This is a genomic window from Chitinophaga sp. YR573, assembly GCF_900110995.1.
Taxonomy (GTDB): domain Bacteria; phylum Bacteroidota; class Bacteroidia; order Chitinophagales; family Chitinophagaceae; genus Chitinophaga.
The window spans coordinates 1,169,777-1,190,072 of sequence record NZ_FOJF01000002.1 but is presented as its reverse complement, the minus strand read 5'-3'; the positions used below and the strand labels follow the sequence as shown (position 1 = coordinate 1,190,072).

Genomic DNA, 20,296 nt, shown 5'->3' with positions numbered 1-20,296 from the left:
ATTTGTAGAAATATATACCCCTTTTCTTATTTATAAGGCTCTCAGCCTGGTGTTTTACTATGCTTATCTGTAATGACTGTTAGCCTGGTCTTCGTATACCCCTACCCTCTTTTAACCCTTTATCATGAAAGGTATTTTATTGTTTGTACTCACAATAACTTTTCAGCCCCACTTAAAAGCACAGAAACCCGTTATAGACAGTTTTGCTATTCATCACTGGGTAAGCCTGGGAGATGATAATGCGGTTGCTATCAGTAATGATGGGCTTTATGTAGCTTATGTTATCCAAAATCAGCCTCTTTATAGTAATACCGTTGTTGTACAGGATATTGCCGGAACATGGAAAAAGGAATTTCCGGGAGCCTTGGCCGGCATCTTCTCTAAAGACAGTAAACAATATGTATTTATATCAAAAGATAGTCTTTGCTTCTTACCAGTAGGTGCTGAGCACCCCAGGATAGAGAAAGGGGTAACGGCTTATCAATACCCTTATCTGGCTAAAGGAGAATGGATCACCTGGTATAAGCGGGGTGAATTAATAGCGTACAACCTGCTTACGGGAAAGCAGCTACGATATCCATCAGTAAAAGATTATCTGCTTACCAGAAATGGGAAAGCGTTACTATTGAAAACAGCTGCCGGATTAGATCTAGTGAATTTATCTTCAGGAGAATTGAAACACATCTGCAATGATACTTTGGTTAATAACTATACTGTGGATGATTCCGGTACACAGATCGCTTTTATAATATCCGGTGAGTTATGGTATTATAAAACCGGGATGGATAAAGCGGTGCTGAAAGCTGCCGGTAGGCAGTCCGGGTTAATAATAGAAGGTCAACCATCATTTAGCGATAATAATCGCTATATATTTTTTCAATTAAATCCCCCTGCAATACCAGCGCCTAAACCTGATGCTGTAAAGCTGGACGTATGGAGTTATCATGATGCTATTTTACAATCTCTTCAATTATATGAACCACGTCCTTTAACTTATGATGCTGTTATCAGTACTGATAATAATCGTGTAATCCGGCTGCAATTTGATGATGAAATATCTAAGATGCCACCGGTAAGCGATTATATGTTATACGGTAAAAATACTGCTGGTGACAGGTTCTGGCTGAGTCAGGCGGATAGTAACTGGCTGGTATCTTTAAAGGACGGCTCCAGGAAATTGTTGGCTACTAATGAAGGAGTGTTATTCAGGACCTCTCCTGATGGCAATTATCTGTTGTATTTCGATAAGAAAAATTACTTCAGTTATGATCTGAGGAGTGGCCGTTTGAGGAATATATCAGCATCTATACCATCTGGGAGTTTATTAATACACGATGAATACAAACGTCCTGTAGAGGAAGTACCTTATCCGTTGGAGATAGCAGCCTGGTTACCGGCAGATACAGGCGTACTCGTATATGACAACTATGATATCTGGCAGCTGGATATTACCGGCAGGAAGGCGCCTATAAATATTACAAATGGTTATGGCAAAGCTCATCATATCAAATTAAAACTGGCTGCTGATGGTGAGTATATTTTATTGGCGGATAGTCGTTCTTTATTGTTAGCTGCTTATAATACGGTTAATAAACAGAATGGTTTTTATCGCACTACAGGGAAAGACCCCGTATTGCTTATAATGGGGCCTTATGTATATGATCTCTGGGGCCGTAATATGTATGCAATCAATGATCATGACTTTGATAAGGGTATGAAGCCGCTGAAAGCGGAGCATGCGGATGTATGGGTGGTTAAAAGGCAAAGTACTGCTGAAGCTCCTAATTATTTTACTACATCAGATTTTAAAAATTATACGGCTTTAACGGATCTTCATCCTCAGACATCTTATAACTGGTTAACTGCTGAACTGGTTAGTTTTAAACAATTAGATGGAACTGTTAGTCAGGGTGTGTTATATAAACCAGAGAACTTTGATCCTCATAAAAAATATCCTGTTTTGTTTAATTACTATGAGCAAATGTCTCATCGCTTATATCAGTATCCTACACCAAATTTTACAAGGCATAATATAGATGTAGCATGGTTTGTTAGTCATGGGTATCTGGTGTTTACACCGGACATTTATTTCACAGCAGAAAGAACAGGTAAGAGCGCGTTGAATACTGTAGCGGGGGGTGCTATTCATCTAAGTAAATTACCTTACATCGATGCTTTTAGAATGGGCATTAATGGCCATAGTAGTGGTGGTTTCCTGACTAATTATATTATTACGCATACTGCCCTCTTTGCGGCTGCAATTGAAGGAGCAGGCCCAAGTGATATGATAAGTTCTGCATTGCAGTTGTCGGCAGGCAGGAGCCGTCTAAGCAGCACAGACCAGGCAAAAGGGATTCTTTGGAAACATAAGGATTTATGGCTGGAAGAATCTCCTGTTATGCATGCAGATAAAGTGACTACACCTCTTATTATCTTTCATAGTAAAGCGGATAGCGCCGTTCCATGGGAACAGGCTGTGGAATTATTTATAGCGCTACGCAGGTTAAATAAGAAAGTGTGGATGCTGCAGTATGATAAAGGTAATCATGGATTATGGAATAGTGATTGTGAGGATTATACTATCCGGATAACCCAGTTTTTCGATCATTATTTAAAAGGGGCTTTGCCACCTGTGTGGATGACACAGGGTATACCGGCAAGATTGAAAGGCGTTGAAATGAGGTATGAGTTGGATACAAGTGGGAAACAACCGTAATAAAAAGGCTGTTTCTCCCGAAGAAAACAGCCTTTTAGTTGTTAAGAAGCTTATTTAATTTTTATTCTGGCGATTGCGGCATAGTCTTAACTGGTGTTGGACATAATGTCTGATTACAATCTACGTTAGTGACGGTAGTATAACAGACATTAGGTGTACCTATAGTAGTTTTTGCAAGTACAGATGTAATACAAAAACGTACAGGCGTGCAAGTTCCATTTACCATAGCAATAGTACAAAAACGAGTAGTTCTTTTCGTTGCTTTAAAAGCAAAAACACCACCGATTACACCCAGAATAATAATTACAGATAATAAGATTTTTACCTTGTTCATAAAATAAATTTTTAGTTAGAAAAAATAGATGATTCCTTTCACTCCAGTACAATTGCTACTGGCGTTGGACAATATGTATCCTTGCAAGCTGTACTGATAATGGTAGTATAACAAGCATTAGGTAAACCGAGTCTAAATTTAACTGCTACAGCTGTATCACAAGAACGCATGGACGGACAAGTTCCATTTAACATGGATATAGTACAGATAACCGTATCCCTTTTCGTTGTTTTAAAAGCAAAAATACCCCCGACTGTACTCAAAATAATAATTACAGATAATAGGATTTTTACCTTGTTCATAATGTAAACACTTTTTGAATTCAAAAAGCTAAATTTTAATGAAGTAAAATGCCTACTCTTTTATGAAGGTTTTCGGCACGTCCTTTACGCACGGATAAGTATCCGCATATAATTTAAATAAGATCAAATGGTATATATAAACGTGAGAGTATGCCCGTCCTGAGTAAAGAGCAGTGAGACTTTATTTCGAAGAAAGACAAAGGTAATTTGTCATTGAACAGTGTTTAACCGGTATTAACAATCCTTTAGGCAAGCTGGTACTTTATTTATCTTCCAAAGCGGGAAAATGTCCAAATTAGGGGGAATACTTCGTTACTAAATTAAGTATAAATATCCTGATTTTTATAGCTGTCATCACACTATTACTTTTGCACCGCTACATAATAACAGAGCGGCTGTATCAAAGATTGATACAGCCGCTCTGTCTTAACTAAAATATTTATTTTAGAATGTACGTTTCTCCGGCAATGTATATTTCCTACCCTGGTTAATCCTTATGAGGTAACTCATCAAAGGGTTAAAGTAATCTACCATCGCTTTTGCACTCATATCACTATGAATGGATTTTTGTTGTAACTCACGCCAGTCAACACTTGCTCCCGGGCTCATTACCTTGTACAGAAAATCTCCTACTGCTTTATTACCCCAGTAGTTTGTAGCATGCGGGTTCTGATGTAAGATACTATCCGCAATGTAAGTATGGAACTGGAAGACCAGCACATTAGCTATAGAATAGTCATAGTATTGAGCAGGGTCATCATTGATATGTGTTTTAGTGGCAGCATCGCAATATTCCTCTCCACGGGGAGAAGAAGGAACGATCCCCTGGTATTCTTTTACAAGCTCCCACCAACGTTTGTTATACTGATCTTTAGGTAATTTCTTTGCATACAGATTATATTCGAACTCCGTCATTACACCACTCCCCCATGGAATGTTTACAATGTAACTTAAGGCCTCTTTTAAGAGCTTTAAAGTATCATTGGTAGGTATATTCTTTTTGATCATCCCCAGATTCTCCAGGAAAGGCTTTTGCAGAGAAGCCAATCCCATCATTGTACCAAATGCTTCATGATAACCTCTGTTCGCACCAGCACGTAAAATCACAGGAATATCAGGATTGGAATATGACAGGAAATAATAGATATGCCCGAATTCATGTAACACGGTACTCCAGTATTCTGTAGTGGGTGTAACACTTTCTAATGAGCGTACATCATGATTAAGGTCCATATGCCATGCAGAAGCATGGTTGTTCTTAGTGAAAGGAGAATCAACAGGAACAGGGTACAGACTGCTTTTAGTCCAGAAGGTAGCGGGTAGTGAACCAAAGCCAATACTTTTATAGAAGTTCTCACTCTCATGCGCCATCCATTCAGCACCATGACTTTTTAACACAGAATCGATGCTGAGTCCTTTTACATCAACGAGTGTGGACCAGTCCTGTCCCCAGCGATTAGGCAACCATTCAGCAGGGATGTAATCAGGCACGGGTTGTTTATATTTTGTAGCCAGTTCATAGCGTGCCCAGGTATGTAATTCGCGGTACAGCGGCCATACTTCTGTAATGAACTGATGCGTTAACTGAATAACTTCATCCTCTCCCATTCCATATTCTCGGGCATTATAATCGAAGAAGTCTTTATATCCCAATGGTGTCACAGAAGCATTACGCAGGTATTGCAGGGAGTCTAATCCATCCTTTAATACTTTACCTACTTCTTTACTGGCTTCCCATGTTTTAAGGCGCTTTTTAATATCTGTAGAAGATTCCAGGATAGCATCGATATCACCGGTAGTGACAGGTTTGCCATCAATACTATATTTAAATCCGAATAAAAGGGAAGTCTGTTTATTATTGGCCTCAATACGCCGGTCTACGATACCCTCTGCAACAGCAGGATTGTTCCCCGCGTTAAAGAGAATGACTTCGAACTGCTTTATCTGTAAGGGCGTCAGCGGGTCTTTTATAGCCAGGTATTTCTTAGCTGAATCGATATTCGCCTTGCTACCGGTAAATTGCGCTATCTCTTTATCTGCCGCATCTGCTAATTTGCCGGTGATGGTATCTCCTTTTACTATACGTGTATTCAACTTCCATTGGGCCTCGTTTTGCGCGATGACTAATTCCTGGTACTTTTGGTTGTAACTGTCCAGGTAGGCCTGAGCCTGCTGCTTTGTCAGTTCCTTATTCTTAGTAGTAGGATTGTTCATACATGACGTAGCCAGTAAAAGAATAACGATGGGAATGCGATTCATATGGGAATGTTTAGAGCTTCTAAATTTAATATTATTTTATCCCAGTGCCAATAATACTATTCCGACAAGGATAATACCGGCCGCAATAAACCTTTTCAGGCTATCCTTCTCCTTCAGGAGATTCACCCCAAAGAATACCCCGAAAACGATACTCAGCTCCCTTACGGGGGCCACGTAAGTGATAGGTGTTGTTTTCATGGCGATTAATATCAGCAGATAAGACAGGGGCTGAAAAACGGAAATGGCCAGTACCTGTTTCCAATGTGTTCTTACTTCCAGCTTTACTTCTGCGTGTTTTTTAATCACAACAGGTATCAATAATACCAGGGGAAGAATGATAGAGGCAAAGGTGATAAAAATAGCGGATACATGATTTTCTACTACTGCTGCCCTGTCCCATAACGTATAAGCAGCAATGAAAGCCCCTGTGAGCAAACCGTAATTAAGTCCTTTCATCACCGCAGTATCCTTCCCTATTTTAAAGCCGGTCATGATAACTACACCGGCAATAATCAGGAAGATACCTGCAAAAGCTACGATGCCGGGTCTTTCCCCGAAAAGCATAATAGCGCCGGCCACGGAGAATAATGGTCCGGCCCCTCTGGCTACCGGGTATACAACAGAAAGATCTGCCTTGCGGTAGCCTATTTGTAGCGCAACGAAATAAAGCAGGTGTAAAACAGCGCTGACAAGAGCAATTCCCAGCATGCCGGAAGCATAAGTGAGATGCTCTTTGCGGAGTTGAAAAATAACTACGGGGAGATATAATACTGCGGAGAAAAGAGATATCAGCCAGAAAAAAGGTAATCCACCATTCACCTGTTTGGTGATGAGATTCCATATGGCATGTAATAGGGCCGCAACTATAACTAAGATTAACGCGGAAGCTGTCATAGGAATTAAGGTAGGATTTTTCTATGAATTTATTAATGTTGCCACATCTAATAAATAATTTTATAAAAGAACGAATATTCATTTATATTTGCAATTATTATGAGAGTACTGAACGAAGCAAAGAAAGAAATGGTAAGAGATACCGCCTTACAAATGATTGTTGAAGAAGGCTTCAAGGGGATGAGTATGCAGAAGCTGGCGAAAGCTGCGGATATATCTCCCGCCACTATTTATATCTATTATAAGGACAGGGAAGATTTGCTGAATCAGTTGTATTTATTTGTTTTCAACACCTCTAATATGGCTGCGCTGGAGAACTTCTCTGCGGATATGTCTTTCCATGAGGGAATGAAGACTTTATGGCTGAACCGTTTCAATTATTTTACGGCTAATCCTTATCATTCATTTTTTCTGGAACAGTTTATTAATTCTCCGTTAATCACAGTAGCAGCGGAACTGGAGGATAATACTTACCGTACCAAGATGAAGTTATTCTATAGTAACGCGGTAAAAAATGGAGAGGTAAAGAAACTGGATATTGAAATTTACTGGTCAATTGCTTTCGCGCCACTTTATCAGCTGATTAAATTCCATCTGCAGAAAGGGCGGCATCCGGATAAACCCAAAGGAATCACTAAAAACAAAGTTTTACAATGCCTTGAAATGGTATTAAAATCGTTACAACCATGAAACTAAACCATGTTAATTTAAGCGTACAGGATGTGCCTGCTGCACGTTCCTTCTTTGAACAGTATATGAAATTCACGCCTGCCGACAGCAAGCCTAATGATACCTTGTCTGTATTAAACGGTACAGATGGATTTGTGCTGGTACTGATGAATGAAAGCCTTAACAAAGAAGGCAACACCTCCTACCCTGATGCATTTCATGTAGGCTTTTACCTGGGAGAAGAAGCTGAGGTCATCTCTCTGTATGAGGAATTGCAGAAAGGTGGAATCACCGTGGAACAAGAGCCACAAAGAATCAGAAAAACCTTTGGTTTTTATTTTTATCTCCAGAATGTTTTAATAGAAATAGCGGCATAGGCAATGCCGCTATTTTTTAATATTTCCCTGGATGCAATTTGTGATAAGTTAGATAAGAGATCAACAGTACCACGAACATGATAATCGGAGACAGGATCATAGGGGTAAATCCATCTACAGCTGTATTCCCGATCGCGGCAGAGATGAAATCGATACCGAAGGCCACGTATGTCCACTCTTTGAGTCGTTTCGGGAAGAATGGCAATATCAGGATAATCCCTCCTATAAATTTACCGATACCCAGTTCCCAGTGAAACCACATTGGCAAGCCAAGATGTTTTGTTCCCTCTAATGCCATCTGGCTATTCAGAAAGAAAATACCGGGTAAAATAAATGCTGCCAGTAATCCTGTGGTGATCCAGTAAACGATTTTGTTCTTTTTGTTATTTTCCATGTTTATCAGATTTTACTATGTACGAAATTAAGGGGTATTCTGATGGAAGATGCTGTGTAAATACGACAAAAGAGGAGGTTGATTGCGACAAAAAACCCTTACAGCCTTTTGCTGTAAGGGTATCTATATTACCTATATATTGTTTAATTAAAGGCTGGGAACGTTGAAATGCGTATAGGAAGTAAAGCCTAAAAACGTATTGTCAGAAGTTACACCAAGAGGATCCTGTAATTCTCTTAAATATTTCAGGTTGCTGGTCTTTAAATGATTATAAGCTACTTCTGTACCCGGGAATACTGTGCTTGAGGTAGTACAGTAGTTACATCCGGTGGTTCGTGCGTAAGCGGCTCTCATAAAATCATATCCTTTGCTGATCCTGTTTCCGTTGATTGTCCACAGAGTGCTGTCGCCCTGTATTTTTGCCAGTTCTGCTGCATATGCAACAGCGGTTAATGAATACTGATAGTGAACGCAGTCTTCTCTGTCGCACAGTTCCGGACAGGTACCATCTGCTGCAATCACGTCATTCAGATTTGCCAGCAGTAAGTTGTAACCATTCTGATAAACAGTGGCACTGTTTAAGAAAATTCCGATGGCCATTTTTGCATAACCAGCAGAAACATCCCAGTTATTGCTATAGTCGGGAATGATATTGATATAGTTGTTCTTCACGTTATTCAGGTAGTTGGAGAACTGTGCAATATCAGCATCAGACCAGCCAGCACCTACTCCGTTTACTTTGTAGTAACGGATGATTTCAGCAGCAGCTACGAAACTTGGAGTGGTCCATGAAGCTTCCAGTGACGGCTGATAAGCGTTGGTTGATGAGTTTAAAAGTGCATAGTTCTGGAACGTATAAGACCATCCGTTTAAGATACCAATAGCCTGCTGGGCATAGGTAGCGTTACCGGTTTTAGTCCAACGTAATGCCAGGGCATACACTAACTCTGCATCCTTCCTGATCTGTGATTTAGAAGGAGATGATGCACCGTTTGATCCTACTACTACGGTTGCATAAAATGAAGTTGGATAATCATGGCTGTTGATATAATCAAGCACTTTCTGATAAGAAGCCAGACGGGTTACGTCACCACCGTTAGTTTCGGCGGCTACCTGTTCCAGGCTTGCCTGTGTGTTTAATACACCGGGATGTACGAAGGTGGTAATTGCTGCGGCACTTGCAGCTGCTACGGACTTGTCGGCCAGAGGGAGTGTTGTTTTCATCTCAGGCTTGGAACAGCCGATCTGAAAGCTTGTTAATAAAAATAGGCTGGCGTAAAGTAGCCGTGAGGAAACTTTAATGTTCATGTTGAGGGATTTGTGTTTTTCGTTAAGGTATTATAGGTATATAGGTAATATTATTTAACGTGGCTAATGATTAAATATTATCAATTTAGTAAATATTTTCTGATGTAGCTGAATTTTATTTCCTGTTTACAATGAATGTTGTAACGCTATTTTTGTAGCATAATACTTATCAGGAATGGTCTGGGAATATTATGTAAAAAGGAATAGAAGAGCAACTGGTAAGCTTCAAAAGAGCAATATCCTACGCTTATCCTTCGCTAAAAAGCGAAGGATAAGCGTAGGATATTGCTCTTTTATTGTTCTTCTGAAGCTGTTCAGAACCTCTTTAAGGTATTGCAGTATACCTCTTTGATTATTGTGTTACAGTTAAAGAAGTCTCGTTCACCTTTTCCAGTCCGCTGATGCCGCTGGCCTGATAAATAATTTTGTACTTACCGGGAGTAGTTACATCATAAGCCGTTAACAGGTCTATGGTGGTGGTTACACTGTCTCCTGCAGGTACAGCCATATAGGATTCTGCCGGTGGAGGCATCCTCCTTTTAACCATCACTCCTTTGTATCTGGCTTCTTCTCCTTTACTATCCGTGATGGCAAAGATGGAATTTCTGAAGCCTTCAAAAGGAGTATCCCATTTACAGAATTTCAATTCTTTTGAAGAGGTGTTACGTACAGTAAATGTTAACATGACCGGTTTACCGGTTTTTACGGGTTCCAGTACAGACATATTGGTAATCAATTCTCCTGCAATCGTTTTGTGCATAGTTTTACAGGCAGCGAAAGTGAATAACGACAGACAGGCTGTCGCGATAATAAGCGGTTTCCTCATTTTATATATTCAATTGTGCCGGAAAATTAAATGAAATTATTGGTAAATGCGATTTTGCTAAATATATGAAAACCTTTGGCCTTATTCTGCTTTGTCCCTACTTTTACACCCATGAAAAGACTAACCGTATTTTGTGGTTCCAATCCGGGGAATCATCCTTCTTATCTCCTTGAATGCGAGAAATTAGCTGAATTGATGGTAGCTAAAGGTATAGAGCTGGTGTATGGTGGCGGAAATGTAGGCCTGATGGGACATATTGCAGATTCCGTATTGAGCCGGGGAGGGAAAGTAATTGGTATTATACCGGAAAGACTGGTAAATATAGAAGTAGGGCATAATGGTCTGACGGAATTGATTGTGGTGAAGACAATGCATGAGCGAAAAGCTAAAATGGCAGAGTTGTCTGATGGGTTTATCGCCTTACCGGGAGGTATCGGAACCCTGGAAGAAATCATGGAAGTATTTACCTGGACACAGCTGGGATATCTTTCAAAACCCTGTGCATTATTAAATACAAATGGCTTTTATGATTCTCTCAATACATTCTTAGAACATATGGTGACTAGCAGGTTTTTAAGAAAAGAACATAAAGAATCCTTACTGATAAGTGATGATGTGAAGTCCCTTATAGAACAAATGGAATCCCATAAGATTGAGTACCAGGATAAATGGATAAAAGATAGAATTTAAAACAACTTACATGAGCTTCAGATTACCAGACAGTAAAGAACCGGATGTTTTATTATCCTTCCTGCAAGACATTTCAAACAACAACGAAAATTTAAGTTCCGAAGAAATAACCATCATTGCTTCATTAAAAGATCATGAAAATGAAGATATCAGAGAAGCTGTTGCGCAGTCATTAGCTGGCGTAGAGGATGAAGCAGCAGTGAACATACTGATAGCACTGACGACAGATGAGGATTCTTCTGTAAGAAGCTGGGCAACCTTCGGACTCGGAAATTTTGATATCCCCAATGTAACAAATGTTTTATGGGACAGGATTGACGATGAAGATGAAGAGACAAGATTTGAAGCAATCAGCGGATTAGCGAAACGAAAAGATGCCCGGATAAAAGGTATTATTGCAAGGGAGCTTTCTACCGGTGAATTTGGATCGTTATTATTTGAAGCAATAGCCGAATTGGGAGATCCTGATTTCCTGCCTTCATTAGAACTTCTATTAGCGCAATCAAGTGAAGATAAAACTATCGATGAAGTATGGCTGAAACACCTGAAAAATTGCATAGACGTACTTAAAGAATATTGATAAGATGCAGATTTCGAAAGAAAGTTTAAAATACCTGGAGTTACTGAAAAATAATAATAATCGCGATTGGTTCAATGATCATAAAGACCAGTTTATCCAGGCACAGAGTAACATAGAAGAATTTGCAGAAGCGTTGTTACAGGAGCTTAATATGCATGACCTGATTGAAACTCCATCAGGTAAAAAGAGTCTGCAACGTATTTACAGGGATACCCGTTTTTCTAATAATAAAACTCCTTATAAAATAAACTGGGCCGGTGGTTTTACAAGGGCGACCAAACTACGCCGTGGTGGTTATTACTTCCATATAGAGCCGGGTAATAGCTTTATCGGTGGTGGATTCTGGGGCCCCAGTCCGCAGGATCTTAAACGTATAAGGGATGAAATTGCTTTTGATGCCACTCCTTTAAGGAAGATTTTAAAGAGCAAACCGTTCGTTAGTACTTTCGGAGAATTGCTGGGTGAGCAGGTAAAGACAGCGCCTAAAGGTTTTGACATTAATAATGAAGCAATTGACTTGCTGCGATACAAACAGTTTTTAATCATGAAGAAGTTTACAGATAAAGAGGTATTAGACCCTTCATTTGTAAAGCAGGCATCACAGACTTTTAAAAACATGCGTCCGTTCTTCGATTATATGAGTGACATATTAACGACTGATATTAATGGAATAGCCTTAGAGTAAGGCTATTCTTCTTTGGGTTCTTTGGGTACGGCGCGTGTACCACTGTACAATTCATATTCCAGCAGACGGCAATCTATAGTGCTGGTATAAAATTCTATGCGGCGTTTGGCCTTTAGACCTATCTTCTTTGCAAGCTCAAGGTTTCCTGTGAATACATATCCGAAGTAACCACCGCATTTTTGCTTCATGAAGTCCCCGATGCGGCCATAAGTTTCTTCCAGTTCAGTAACTTCTCCTAAACGTTCTCCATACTCCGGGTTCACGTAGAATACGCCTGGAACACTGGCGGGTATCTCTGTATCTGCAAAATCACATACAGCAAATTTGATGAGACCTGCCACACCGGCGGCTACAGCATTCTTGCGTGCATTATCAATGGCTCTTTCACTGTAATCTGTAGCGATGATACGCAGACCTGGTACTTCTTTTATCTGCTGTTCCAGCTTTGCATCTTCCTCTATATATACCTTTTCATCGTATCCTTTCAGGTGCATGAAAGCGTAGTTAGTCCTGAAGAGGCCGGGACTGCGGTTGGTAGCAATCATAGCTGCTTCAATAGCTACCGTTCCTGAACCACACATCGGGTTCACGAATGGGCTTTTTCTATCCCAGCGGGAGGCATAGATAGTAGCAGCGGCCAATGATTCCAGCATAGGTGCCATACCGGGTATTTTGCGGTATCCGTGGCGTGCGAGTGAATCTCCTGATGTATCTATAAAAACTTCTGCATGTTCATTTTTCCAGAACAGGTGAACCACTGCACCTGTTAAGGCTGCACCGGTAGAAGGACGTGTGCCTGTTTTATCTCTCATCCTGTCTATTACCGCATCTTTTACGCGCAGGTTGGCGAACATGCTGTTATTGATGCTTTCATTGCTTACATTGCTAGTAATGGAGAAATAGCCGGTCTCAGGCAATATATCTTCCCAGGGGTAGGTACACAGATTGTTATATACTTCGTCCGCATTAATGGCCTCAAATGCTTTAAGGCTATATAATACCTGGCTGGCACAACGCAGGTTCAGGTTCAGCTTAATACACTCGTTTACCGTAGCCTTCAGCTTTATACCGGTTATAAACGTTTCTTCAACATTAAATCCAAGATCCTTTACTTCCTGCTCCAGGTAAGGCATCATACGCTTGTGACAGGTAATGGTAACGGTCCCTGTGGTGGTATATATACTCATGAGGCGCAAATATAAAGGCTTTTCTTCAATACACATGAACCCATATGGGTCGGGGATTCGTTGTTTTGCACCATTTCTGCTGTCAATTGGGCTATTTTATTGTTGATACCAGCCCGATATAATATATTTCAGCATCCATCAATGGGCAAATGAACAAATCTAAAATTGATTTGTTCATTTGCCCATTTTTTTATCTGCCAGATATTTTAACCCATTTTCTTATCTCAAAAATGAACCAACTGTATAATACTTTGTTAAGTAGTAATGCCTGTTTTTTCTTCTAAGGGAGCGCCCTCACCCCTAACAGGAATTTTATAACTGGATGGGGTACACTGATGACTACAGTTAGTGTTTTCCAGTTACCATTAAAGATTGAACGGGTTCCAAAAGGTATCGTACTATATAGTTAATGCAGATTCAATTATCCAGTGGAGCGGCGATTTTCCTGCATTTCTAACCGCACAGGCAGCTAACCTGACGAGCACACTGGCAATGGTTGTATAGTTCGATTCCTGCCCTGTTCACAGAATAACCTACTTAAATTTTTCCGCATATTCATGTATAAATGCGTCTACTGTTCGTGCGGGTTTCTGTAGTATATCAGGCACGTCTTTGCTCACATGGGCAGCTTTATGATTACGCTGATCTTCGGCATAGGATAAAAATGTTTCAATAGCCCAGGCAGGCATACCTCTTTGCTCTAATTGTTCTTTGGCTGTTTCCGCTGAAATTGGAACGTAACTTACCTGTTCACCAATTACTTCGGTTATCATTGCCGCTAACTGATTATAATTGACAACTTCGCTACCGGTCAATAAATACGCATGACAGGCATGCTTATCTGGTTCCGTCAATATTTTAAAGGCTGATTCAGCAATATCGCGAAGGTCTATATAGGCCCTTTTTCCATCGCCGGTGGCCTCATATATTTTGCGCTGCGATTTTACAGTACTGGCTAAACCCAATAACCAGTTTTGCATAAAACCGGTAGGACGCAACACCGTTCCTGTAACTCCTGACGCTACCAGGTATTCTTCTATCTGACCATGTGCTTTGCCAATGAACAAAGGAGACTGAGAATTGGCCATAGCCGAGGATACTTTAACGATATGACTTACACCTTCTTCTGCTGCAACATCAATCACATTACATTGTTCCTGCACCATATTCTCGCTGGCGCCCGATATCAGGAAAACGCCTTTGCAATTAACCATAGTAGGATTCAGGCTATCCCTGTCATTCATATCAGCCTCCATCCATTCAACAAAGGGCAGGTGTACAGCTTTATCTTTATTGCGTGTTACGGCAATAACCGGTATTTCCGCCTGTGATAATAGCTGGATTAATTCACTCCCAATTTTTCCTGTGGCACCAAAGACGGTGATATACTGCTTGTTTTTCATATTAATAATTTAATTTTGATATCACAAAGTTAGATACCCCTGAAAAACAACGGGCAACGCAAAAGGAAATCTAATCAACGTAAAAGGAAGTATATGAACAACCTGATTCAACGTCCGCTTTGCGAACAAAAACATTCTGTTAAAGATGAAACCGGCTATCAGATGGAGATGGACAGGCTATCTTTTAACCAGATAGATCTGAAATGGGCCAGCTATGTTAATCCACGGGAGAAGGTGTTAACTTATCAACCTCCACGATCTGCTATTGTATCGCACTTCCGTTTACAGGATGCAAATAACACAGTGACCAAAAGCGGTCAGCAGCTCAATGAAAAGCAATTTGTAGTCTTTCGTGAATCTCTCAAACCTTATGATCTTTATGTATTGCCCACGCTGGATAAAACGCGTTCATTTTTTGAGCTGAGTATATCTGATGATTTTTTCGATCACCTGTTTACGGAAGAAAGTAAGTTTTTAACCCGTTTCCGTAATAGCTCCTTTGTGCAAACGCCAACCTTTGACTTTACAGCCCAAATGGAACCTGCTATGTACGGCATTATAAACGATATGAAAAAATCGCCTTACAGTGGTTATCTGAAAGGCATTTATCTGGAAGCAAAAGCTATCGAGCTCTTTTTACTACAGGTGAAACAACTGGATCAGCAAACAGCAATTCAACAATCCAAACTAAAACCAGCAGACATTGAACGCCTGCACGCAGTTAAAGATCATATCGACTCATATTATGACCAACCCTGCTCCATTACAGGGCTCGCCAGAATGACCGGCATTAACCAGATGAAATTGAAAAACGGGTTTAAAGAACTGTTCCAGACCACTGTATTCGGTTATCTGAGCGATGTTCGCATGCAGGAAGCTAAAAGATTATTGCAGGATGAAAAACTGTATGTTAACGAAGTAGCTGACCGGATCGGCTACAAACATGCTCATCATTTTGCCCTTGCCTTCAAGAAAAAGTTTGGCATTTTACCGGGAAGCCTGAAAGAATAAAATTTACTATTGCGCTTTTAAGAAAATTTGTGCAGGTGTTAAACCCGATGATTGAGCCGTTATTTTTATTTCTCCCTTTTCTCCTTTTTTAGTGCGAACAATTACGATTGCAAGCCCACTGAATGCTTTTCTTTCTTTCGAATAAAAAGATTCCAGATCAGCGGGATCGCCATTATCGGTGGCAATAATTTCTCCTGGTCCTGATATTTCAAAAGAGATACGGTCATTAGACCGTGGAATGAGTATCCCTTCATTATCAAGTACACGCACTGTAATAAATGAGAGGTCTTTGCCATCTGATATTATATTAGTGCGGTCAGGGATAAGCTGTAATTGCTTTGCCTCTCCGGCTGTTCTTACAGTGTCATTAGCCCATGCGGTTCCGTTTTTGTATGTTACCACCCTAAGTATACCTGGTTTATAAACAACGCTGTCCCAGCGGAAACGGTATTCATATAAGCCCTTCTTTTTTCTACCTAAAGAGACATCATTTAAGAACAATTCTGCTTCATCTGCAGACGTAAAGACATGTACAGGTGTAATCTGTCCCACACGCTCCGGCCATGTCCAGTGTGGCAGAATATGCGCCATTTTATATTCAGGCAGCCACCTTGACTGATATAAATAAAAGCGATCTTTTTTGAATCCGGCTAAATCTATAATACCTGAATAAGAACTGCGTGCGGAATAATAAGGAGTAGGTTCTCCGAGGTAATCAAAACCTGACCAGACAAATTCGCCCGCTACATAGGGGTACTTATCCTGGGAAGCAAAAACTTTGTCGGGGGAAGCCCCAAATGCAGCCGTATAAAGCTCATAAGCACTTACCTGTTGTTGGCTGGCATTACCCCCCACCCCTTCACTAACAGGAGCGCTTATGCCATCGGATACAGGAAACAGATAGGTACCCCGGGTGCTTAATGCAGATGCTGTTTCACTACTGACGATTAACTTGTCTGGAAAATTCTTTTGAAAGGCAGGATAAAGAGGTGAGGTTCTTATGCCCTTCAGATGCTGATATGCAGGAGCATCCCTTATTCCTTCACCCTGGTAGTTCAGACTTAATATATCCATTACCTGAGGGAAAGGCATATCCGGCTTGGCATAGTTCATGGATGCAGTAGCGGGCCTTGTACTGTCTTCCTCTCTCACAACATTATACAGCTTTTTTGCAATTGCGGCACCCTGTTCAGCAGTATACTGCTCCCCTACCTCATTCCCAAAACTCCAGACAATGATAGATGGATGATTTCTGTCTCTTCTTATGAAAGCTCTTGTATCAGGCTCGTACCAGTCGGGAAAAATCAGATGGAAATCCAAAGGCGTCTTTTTTCTTTCCCAACCGTCAAATATTTCATCAATTACCAGGAAGCCCATGCGATCTGTTAAATCCAGTAATTCCGGAGCCGGTGGATTATGCGCCAGCCGGATGGCATTACATCCCATTTTCCGCAATATTTCCAGCTGTCTTTCTGCCGCCCTGACATTAAATGCGGCCCCTAATGCACCCAAATCATGATGTTGGTTAACACCCTGAACCCGTACCTGTTCACCATTCACCAATAGCCCTTTTACAGCATCAAATTTCAATGAACGGATGCCAAAGCTGGTTTGATATTCATCCACCGATTTTCCGTTTGAGCGGATCCTTGTAACTGCTATGTAAAGATTTGGCTTTTGAGTTGGCGGAGGCCCCCACAATAATGGATGTTGCAGTGTAACCGCATTTTCTACCTTGTATATTGCACCCGCTTTGACAGTCGCAACTGATACAGGGACTGTGGCTACCTTTTCGTTCGTTTTATCTGTGTAGATCTCTGTAACAATTTCTATGTTCTGATCGGAGCCTGATTTATTTTCGATCCGGGCAACAACATCAATGGTTGCGGATGAAGCCGATACATTTCTGGTCGTAATAAAAGTGCCCCACTGAGCCAGATGCACGGGGTTTACTTTCGTTAGCCATACATTACGGTAAATACCAGCACCGGGATACCAGCGCGATGAATTAGGCGGATTATCCAGTCTTATAGCCAGTTGATTATCTCCACCAGGTTTTACATAGGGGGTCAGGTCGAGTCGAAAGGAATTATAGCCATATGGCCATCCTCCCACTAAATTACCATTCAGCCATACCATAGCATATGACATGGCGCCATCTATGTCCAGGTAAATAAACTTTCCTTTATCTGTAACAGCGATATTCAGGTTCTTTCTATACCAGGCCACACCATGAATGGGAAGTCTCCCCATTCCTCCACCCACAACAGCATTCTCTTCTTTATAAAAAGGTCCTTTGATTGCCCAGTCATGCGGCAGGTTTACAGATTCCCATCCTTTATCATCGAAGTTGCTTTGTACAAAGGGGAAGTCGGCCCCCGGATTCCCCTGAGGACGCTGATGCTGTTTAGTTGTATCAGTAATGAAGTCATTACCGGAAGGTAAAATCCAGTTTTTTAATACCTTATCTGAAGCATTCAGTGTTACTGATTCAGTTGGCCTTGTATCGGCAACCACATTATCGTTACGATCAGTAACCTCTGGTCTGACATCATAGATCAACTTATCAGGGGTTGTATTATATCGATAAAATTTCCAACCTTCATTGATACTAATACGTTCTCTGGTTGATATTTTATTATTCGAATTCACAATTGATCCTGAGCTTTTACAACCGCCCACAATTACTGAGCTGAGTAAAAGAATATATAAATATCCGCGGAACTTAAACCACTCCAGTGGTAATTTAACAGGCATGTATCTCAGATTTATCAACTTGAAAATGAATTTACAATTAAATTTAGTTAAGCTTCGCTAAGAGCCCCATGCTTGTAGTAAACATTAATATTCTATAGGAATCCCTTTCTATCCGGATATTAGGGGACTCCTACGGAGTCTGTTTTTTGTTGTTTAATACGTTTGCTACAAACACGGGGCTCCTAACGGAGCCTATTATGTTTTGTTATATAATTAGTTATAACCAGGGTTTTGCTCCAATACAGCACTTCTGTTCCTTTCAATTTCACTCTGGGGAATTGCCCAAAGATTAAATTTCGGCTGCATATTAACCCCATAAAAAGGATTGCATTTCACTACTCTGTCATATAACTTGCCTAAACGCATCAACGTCAGCATTCTTTTCTCTTCCACCCCAAATTCTCTTAATCTTTCATCAAGGATATAATCGATTGTAACATCTCCAGCCAAAACAGGAGATGCATTCGCCCTTGAACGGACCACATTTATGTCCTGGGCGGCCAATCCGGTACTTCCCAGTCCCAGGTATGCTTCTGCCCTTAGCAAATAGGTTTCGGCAAGCCTGAACATATACTGGTCTGCATATGTACCACCTGCTGTGGCCTTCAATTCATATTTTCTAATTGGGTCAGAAGATCCCGGATTAACATAGAGAGAAGTAGGATGATTGAACGGTGTTGTTGCTTTTGACTGATAAGGATAAAAGACCCTTGATGGAAACGTTATATTAGCACCTGCAGGAGGATTTTTGGTAGAAATTACCTGTCCGTAAAACGGACTAGCAGGATTTGTAGAAACCACCTCTCTTACAAAATTATGATTCGCATTCCTGATATCATTGTTGAAATCACTTTGCCATACTGTATCCGAAAAATACTGCGAAGGCTCCAGAAATCCAACCCCTCTGCCCCCTGTATAATCCCCGATAGGCCACAGAAATAAACCCACACCATTCACCTTCATATCGCGGTAAAGCGGTGCATGTACCCTTTCCAACAGGTAATTTCCTGCCATAGCTGTTGATACCGCAGATCCACCCTGTACATCTGTTTCAAGCTGAATGACCCAGATGGCTTCTGTGTTGCCCGCTGATTTTCTGTTTTGATTTTTTGCCTGGAACAAATCCCAGTATACATCACCCGGAGTAACCGTTGAACGTGAACCAAATCTGCTCTTCATCAGATCAGTTGCCCCATCGTCAATCACCACCGTTGCAGCAGTCACGGCGTTTTGAAATTGTCCATCTGCAATATATACTTCCGCCAACAGATGCTGGGCAGCAAGGTTTGATACTTCTCCATCATTAACGGCAGTAATTCCGGGCAGATTAGCAGCTGCGAATTTCAGGTCCTCTATTACCTGCGTTAAAACTTCTTCTTTAGTGGCTCTTACAAAGTCTGTTTTTTCACCTACTATCTCATTCAGTACAAGCGGCACTCCTCCATACAGATAAGCAAGTGTACGATAAACAAAGCCTCTGAAAAAACGTGCTTTTGCTTCAAACATCACTTTGTCTGCATCTGAAAGTTGAGAAGCGGGGATACGACTGATAACCGTATTTGCTTCTGCTACAATTTTATATAACTGCGACCAGTGATTATTGGTGAGCGTGCCATTGGGGCCAAACTCAGCCAACAGATTGGGATTACTCCCTACAGAAACTTCCACTGCCATATCTGTTCTGTAAAGATATTGCATAGGTTGCCAGTCGCTTGATGTAAAGAACTCAGCCCTCACCAATCCATATAAATCATTAATTGATGCATTAAAATCGCTGGTTGTTTTGAATGCATTTGAAGTGCTAAGGAACGATTGCGCCTGTTCATCCAGAAAATTATTTTTGCAGGAAGTTCCAAACGAACAAAGTATTAAAACGAGTACTACTCTGTACAATGTTTTCATAT

17 protein-coding genes are annotated in these 20,296 nt (G+C 40.8%); 7 read left to right on the top strand and 10 right to left on the bottom strand.

Annotation, left to right across the window (positions count from 1 at the left end; genetic code table 11):
- Window positions 1-124: 124 nt before the first annotated feature.
- Entirely contained in the window at window positions 125-2,716 is a 2,592-nt protein-coding gene (locus BMW86_RS24630) for a S9 family peptidase (RefSeq protein WP_089784987.1), read from the top strand.
- Between the two features lie 61 nt (window positions 2,717-2,777).
- Here BMW86_RS24630 and BMW86_RS32600 read toward each other — a convergent pair whose 3' ends face one another.
- The 3 genes from BMW86_RS32600 to BMW86_RS24620 form a co-directional block, all read right to left on the bottom strand.
- On the bottom strand, window positions 2,778-3,050 hold the full coding sequence (locus BMW86_RS32600) for a hypothetical protein (RefSeq protein ID WP_143056685.1): 273 nt from the start codon (window positions 3,048-3,050) through the stop codon (window positions 2,778-2,780).
- 746 nt (window positions 3,051-3,796) lie between these two features.
- The gene (locus tag BMW86_RS24625) at window positions 3,797-5,611 is read right to left on the bottom strand and encodes a M2 family metallopeptidase (protein ID WP_089784985.1); all 1,815 of its coding nucleotides are present in this window, start codon (window positions 5,609-5,611) and stop codon (window positions 3,797-3,799) included.
- A 36-nt stretch (window positions 5,612-5,647) separates the two neighbouring features.
- Window positions 5,648-6,505: a DMT family transporter gene (locus tag BMW86_RS24620; RefSeq protein ID WP_089784983.1), complete on the bottom strand. Its 858-nt coding sequence runs from the start codon at window positions 6,503-6,505 to the stop codon at window positions 5,648-5,650.
- A 99-nt stretch (window positions 6,506-6,604) separates the two neighbouring features.
- Here BMW86_RS24620 and BMW86_RS24615 point away from each other — a divergent pair, with 99 nt between their 5' ends.
- Both BMW86_RS24615 and BMW86_RS24610 read left to right on the top strand, forming a co-directional pair.
- Window positions 6,605-7,195 carry a TetR/AcrR family transcriptional regulator gene (locus BMW86_RS24615; RefSeq protein ID WP_089784980.1) on the top strand — a complete coding sequence of 197 codons (591 nt, stop codon included), beginning with the start codon at window positions 6,605-6,607 and terminating at the stop codon, window positions 7,193-7,195.
- Window positions 7,192-7,551 carry a VOC family protein gene (locus BMW86_RS24610; protein WP_089784978.1) on the top strand — a complete coding sequence of 120 codons (360 nt, stop codon included), beginning with the start codon at window positions 7,192-7,194 and terminating at the stop codon, window positions 7,549-7,551. The genes BMW86_RS24615 and BMW86_RS24610 overlap by 4 nt, the downstream gene beginning before the upstream one ends.
- A gap of 16 nt (window positions 7,552-7,567) precedes the next feature.
- Here the strand turns inward: BMW86_RS24610 and BMW86_RS24605 are convergent, their stop codons facing one another.
- From BMW86_RS24605 to BMW86_RS24595, 3 genes are all read right to left on the bottom strand, one after another.
- Window positions 7,568-7,945, bottom strand: coding sequence for a DoxX family protein (locus BMW86_RS24605; protein WP_089784975.1), 378 nt, complete (start codon window positions 7,943-7,945; stop codon window positions 7,568-7,570).
- 147 nt (window positions 7,946-8,092) lie between these two features.
- The gene (locus BMW86_RS24600; RefSeq protein ID WP_255372996.1) at window positions 8,093-9,169 is read right to left on the bottom strand and encodes an alginate lyase family protein; all 1,077 of its coding nucleotides are present in this window, start codon (window positions 9,167-9,169) and stop codon (window positions 8,093-8,095) included.
- A 436-nt stretch (window positions 9,170-9,605) separates the two neighbouring features.
- The gene (locus tag BMW86_RS24595; RefSeq protein WP_089784970.1) at window positions 9,606-10,079 is read right to left on the bottom strand and encodes a hypothetical protein; all 474 of its coding nucleotides are present in this window, start codon (window positions 10,077-10,079) and stop codon (window positions 9,606-9,608) included.
- Between the two features lie 111 nt (window positions 10,080-10,190).
- Between BMW86_RS24595 and BMW86_RS24590 the strand changes: the two genes are divergently transcribed.
- From BMW86_RS24590 to BMW86_RS24580, 3 genes are read left to right on the top strand one after another with little or no spacing between them, the layout of a single operon-like run.
- Window positions 10,191-10,769 carry an LOG family protein gene (locus tag BMW86_RS24590; protein ID WP_089784968.1) on the top strand — a complete coding sequence of 193 codons (579 nt, stop codon included), beginning with the start codon at window positions 10,191-10,193 and terminating at the stop codon, window positions 10,767-10,769.
- Window positions 10,770-10,779: 10 nt separating this feature from the next.
- Entirely contained in the window at window positions 10,780-11,349 is a 570-nt protein-coding gene (locus BMW86_RS24585) for a HEAT repeat domain-containing protein (protein WP_089784966.1), read from the top strand.
- Window positions 11,350-11,353: 4 nt separating this feature from the next.
- On the top strand, window positions 11,354-12,034 hold the full coding sequence (locus BMW86_RS24580) for a DUF2461 domain-containing protein (protein WP_089784963.1): 681 nt from the start codon (window positions 11,354-11,356) through the stop codon (window positions 12,032-12,034).
- Between the two features lie 2 nt (window positions 12,035-12,036).
- On the opposite strand, the gene BMW86_RS24575 is transcribed toward BMW86_RS24580, so the two are convergent.
- Both BMW86_RS24575 and BMW86_RS24570 read right to left on the bottom strand, forming a co-directional pair.
- Window positions 12,037-13,221, bottom strand: a complete 1,185-nt coding sequence (locus tag BMW86_RS24575) for a THUMP domain-containing class I SAM-dependent RNA methyltransferase (protein ID WP_089785800.1) — start codon at window positions 13,219-13,221, stop codon at window positions 12,037-12,039.
- A 533-nt stretch (window positions 13,222-13,754) separates the two neighbouring features.
- The gene (locus BMW86_RS24570; RefSeq protein WP_089784960.1) at window positions 13,755-14,624 is read right to left on the bottom strand and encodes an SDR family oxidoreductase; all 870 of its coding nucleotides are present in this window, start codon (window positions 14,622-14,624) and stop codon (window positions 13,755-13,757) included.
- Window positions 14,625-14,717: 93 nt separating this feature from the next.
- Here BMW86_RS24570 and BMW86_RS24565 point away from each other — a divergent pair, with 93 nt between their 5' ends.
- Entirely contained in the window at window positions 14,718-15,635 is a 918-nt protein-coding gene (locus tag BMW86_RS24565; RefSeq protein ID WP_089784958.1) for a helix-turn-helix transcriptional regulator, read from the top strand.
- A 6-nt stretch (window positions 15,636-15,641) separates the two neighbouring features.
- On the opposite strand, the gene galB is transcribed toward BMW86_RS24565, so the two are convergent.
- Together galB and BMW86_RS24555 are read right to left on the bottom strand one after the other, a co-directional pair.
- Window positions 15,642-18,392: a beta-galactosidase GalB gene (gene galB, locus BMW86_RS24560; protein ID WP_089784956.1), complete on the bottom strand. Its 2,751-nt coding sequence runs from the start codon at window positions 18,390-18,392 to the stop codon at window positions 15,642-15,644.
- Between the two features lie 213 nt (window positions 18,393-18,605).
- The gene (locus tag BMW86_RS24555; RefSeq protein ID WP_089784954.1) at window positions 18,606-20,294 is read right to left on the bottom strand and encodes a RagB/SusD family nutrient uptake outer membrane protein; all 1,689 of its coding nucleotides are present in this window, start codon (window positions 20,292-20,294) and stop codon (window positions 18,606-18,608) included.
- Between the last annotated feature and the right edge of the window lie 2 nt (window positions 20,295-20,296).

Coding starts and splice junctions, on each gene's coding strand:
- BMW86_RS24570 (WP_089784960.1), bottom strand. CDS start 14,624: ATGAAAAACAAGCAGTATATCACCGTCTTTGGTGCCACAGGAAAAATT.
- BMW86_RS24555 (WP_089784954.1), bottom strand. CDS start 20,294: ATGAAAACATTGTACAGAGTAGTACTCGTTTTAATACTTTGTTCGTTT.
- BMW86_RS24600 (WP_255372996.1), bottom strand. CDS start 9,169: ATGAAAACAACACTCCCTCTGGCCGACAAGTCCGTAGCAGCTGCAAGT.
- BMW86_RS24610 (WP_089784978.1), top strand. CDS start 7,192: ATGAAACTAAACCATGTTAATTTAAGCGTACAGGATGTGCCTGCTGCA.
- BMW86_RS24580 (WP_089784963.1), top strand. CDS start 11,354: ATGCAGATTTCGAAAGAAAGTTTAAAATACCTGGAGTTACTGAAAAAT.
- BMW86_RS24615 (WP_089784980.1), top strand. CDS start 6,605: ATGAGAGTACTGAACGAAGCAAAGAAAGAAATGGTAAGAGATACCGCC.
- BMW86_RS24590 (WP_089784968.1), top strand. CDS start 10,191: ATGAAAAGACTAACCGTATTTTGTGGTTCCAATCCGGGGAATCATCCT.
- BMW86_RS24620 (WP_089784983.1), bottom strand. CDS start 6,505: ATGACAGCTTCCGCGTTAATCTTAGTTATAGTTGCGGCCCTATTACAT.
- BMW86_RS24565 (WP_089784958.1), top strand. CDS start 14,718: ATGAACAACCTGATTCAACGTCCGCTTTGCGAACAAAAACATTCTGTT.
- BMW86_RS24605 (WP_089784975.1), bottom strand. CDS start 7,945: ATGGAAAATAACAAAAAGAACAAAATCGTTTACTGGATCACCACAGGA.
- BMW86_RS24630 (WP_089784987.1), top strand. CDS start 125: ATGAAAGGTATTTTATTGTTTGTACTCACAATAACTTTTCAGCCCCAC.
- BMW86_RS24585 (WP_089784966.1), top strand. CDS start 10,780: ATGAGCTTCAGATTACCAGACAGTAAAGAACCGGATGTTTTATTATCC.
- BMW86_RS24575 (WP_089785800.1), bottom strand. CDS start 13,221: ATGAGTATATATACCACCACAGGGACCGTTACCATTACCTGTCACAAG.
- BMW86_RS32600 (WP_143056685.1), bottom strand. CDS start 3,050: ATGAACAAGGTAAAAATCTTATTATCTGTAATTATTATTCTGGGTGTA.
- galB (WP_089784956.1), bottom strand. CDS start 18,392: ATGCCTGTTAAATTACCACTGGAGTGGTTTAAGTTCCGCGGATATTTA.
- BMW86_RS24595 (WP_089784970.1), bottom strand. CDS start 10,079: ATGAGGAAACCGCTTATTATCGCGACAGCCTGTCTGTCGTTATTCACT.
- BMW86_RS24625 (WP_089784985.1), bottom strand. CDS start 5,611: ATGAATCGCATTCCCATCGTTATTCTTTTACTGGCTACGTCATGTATG.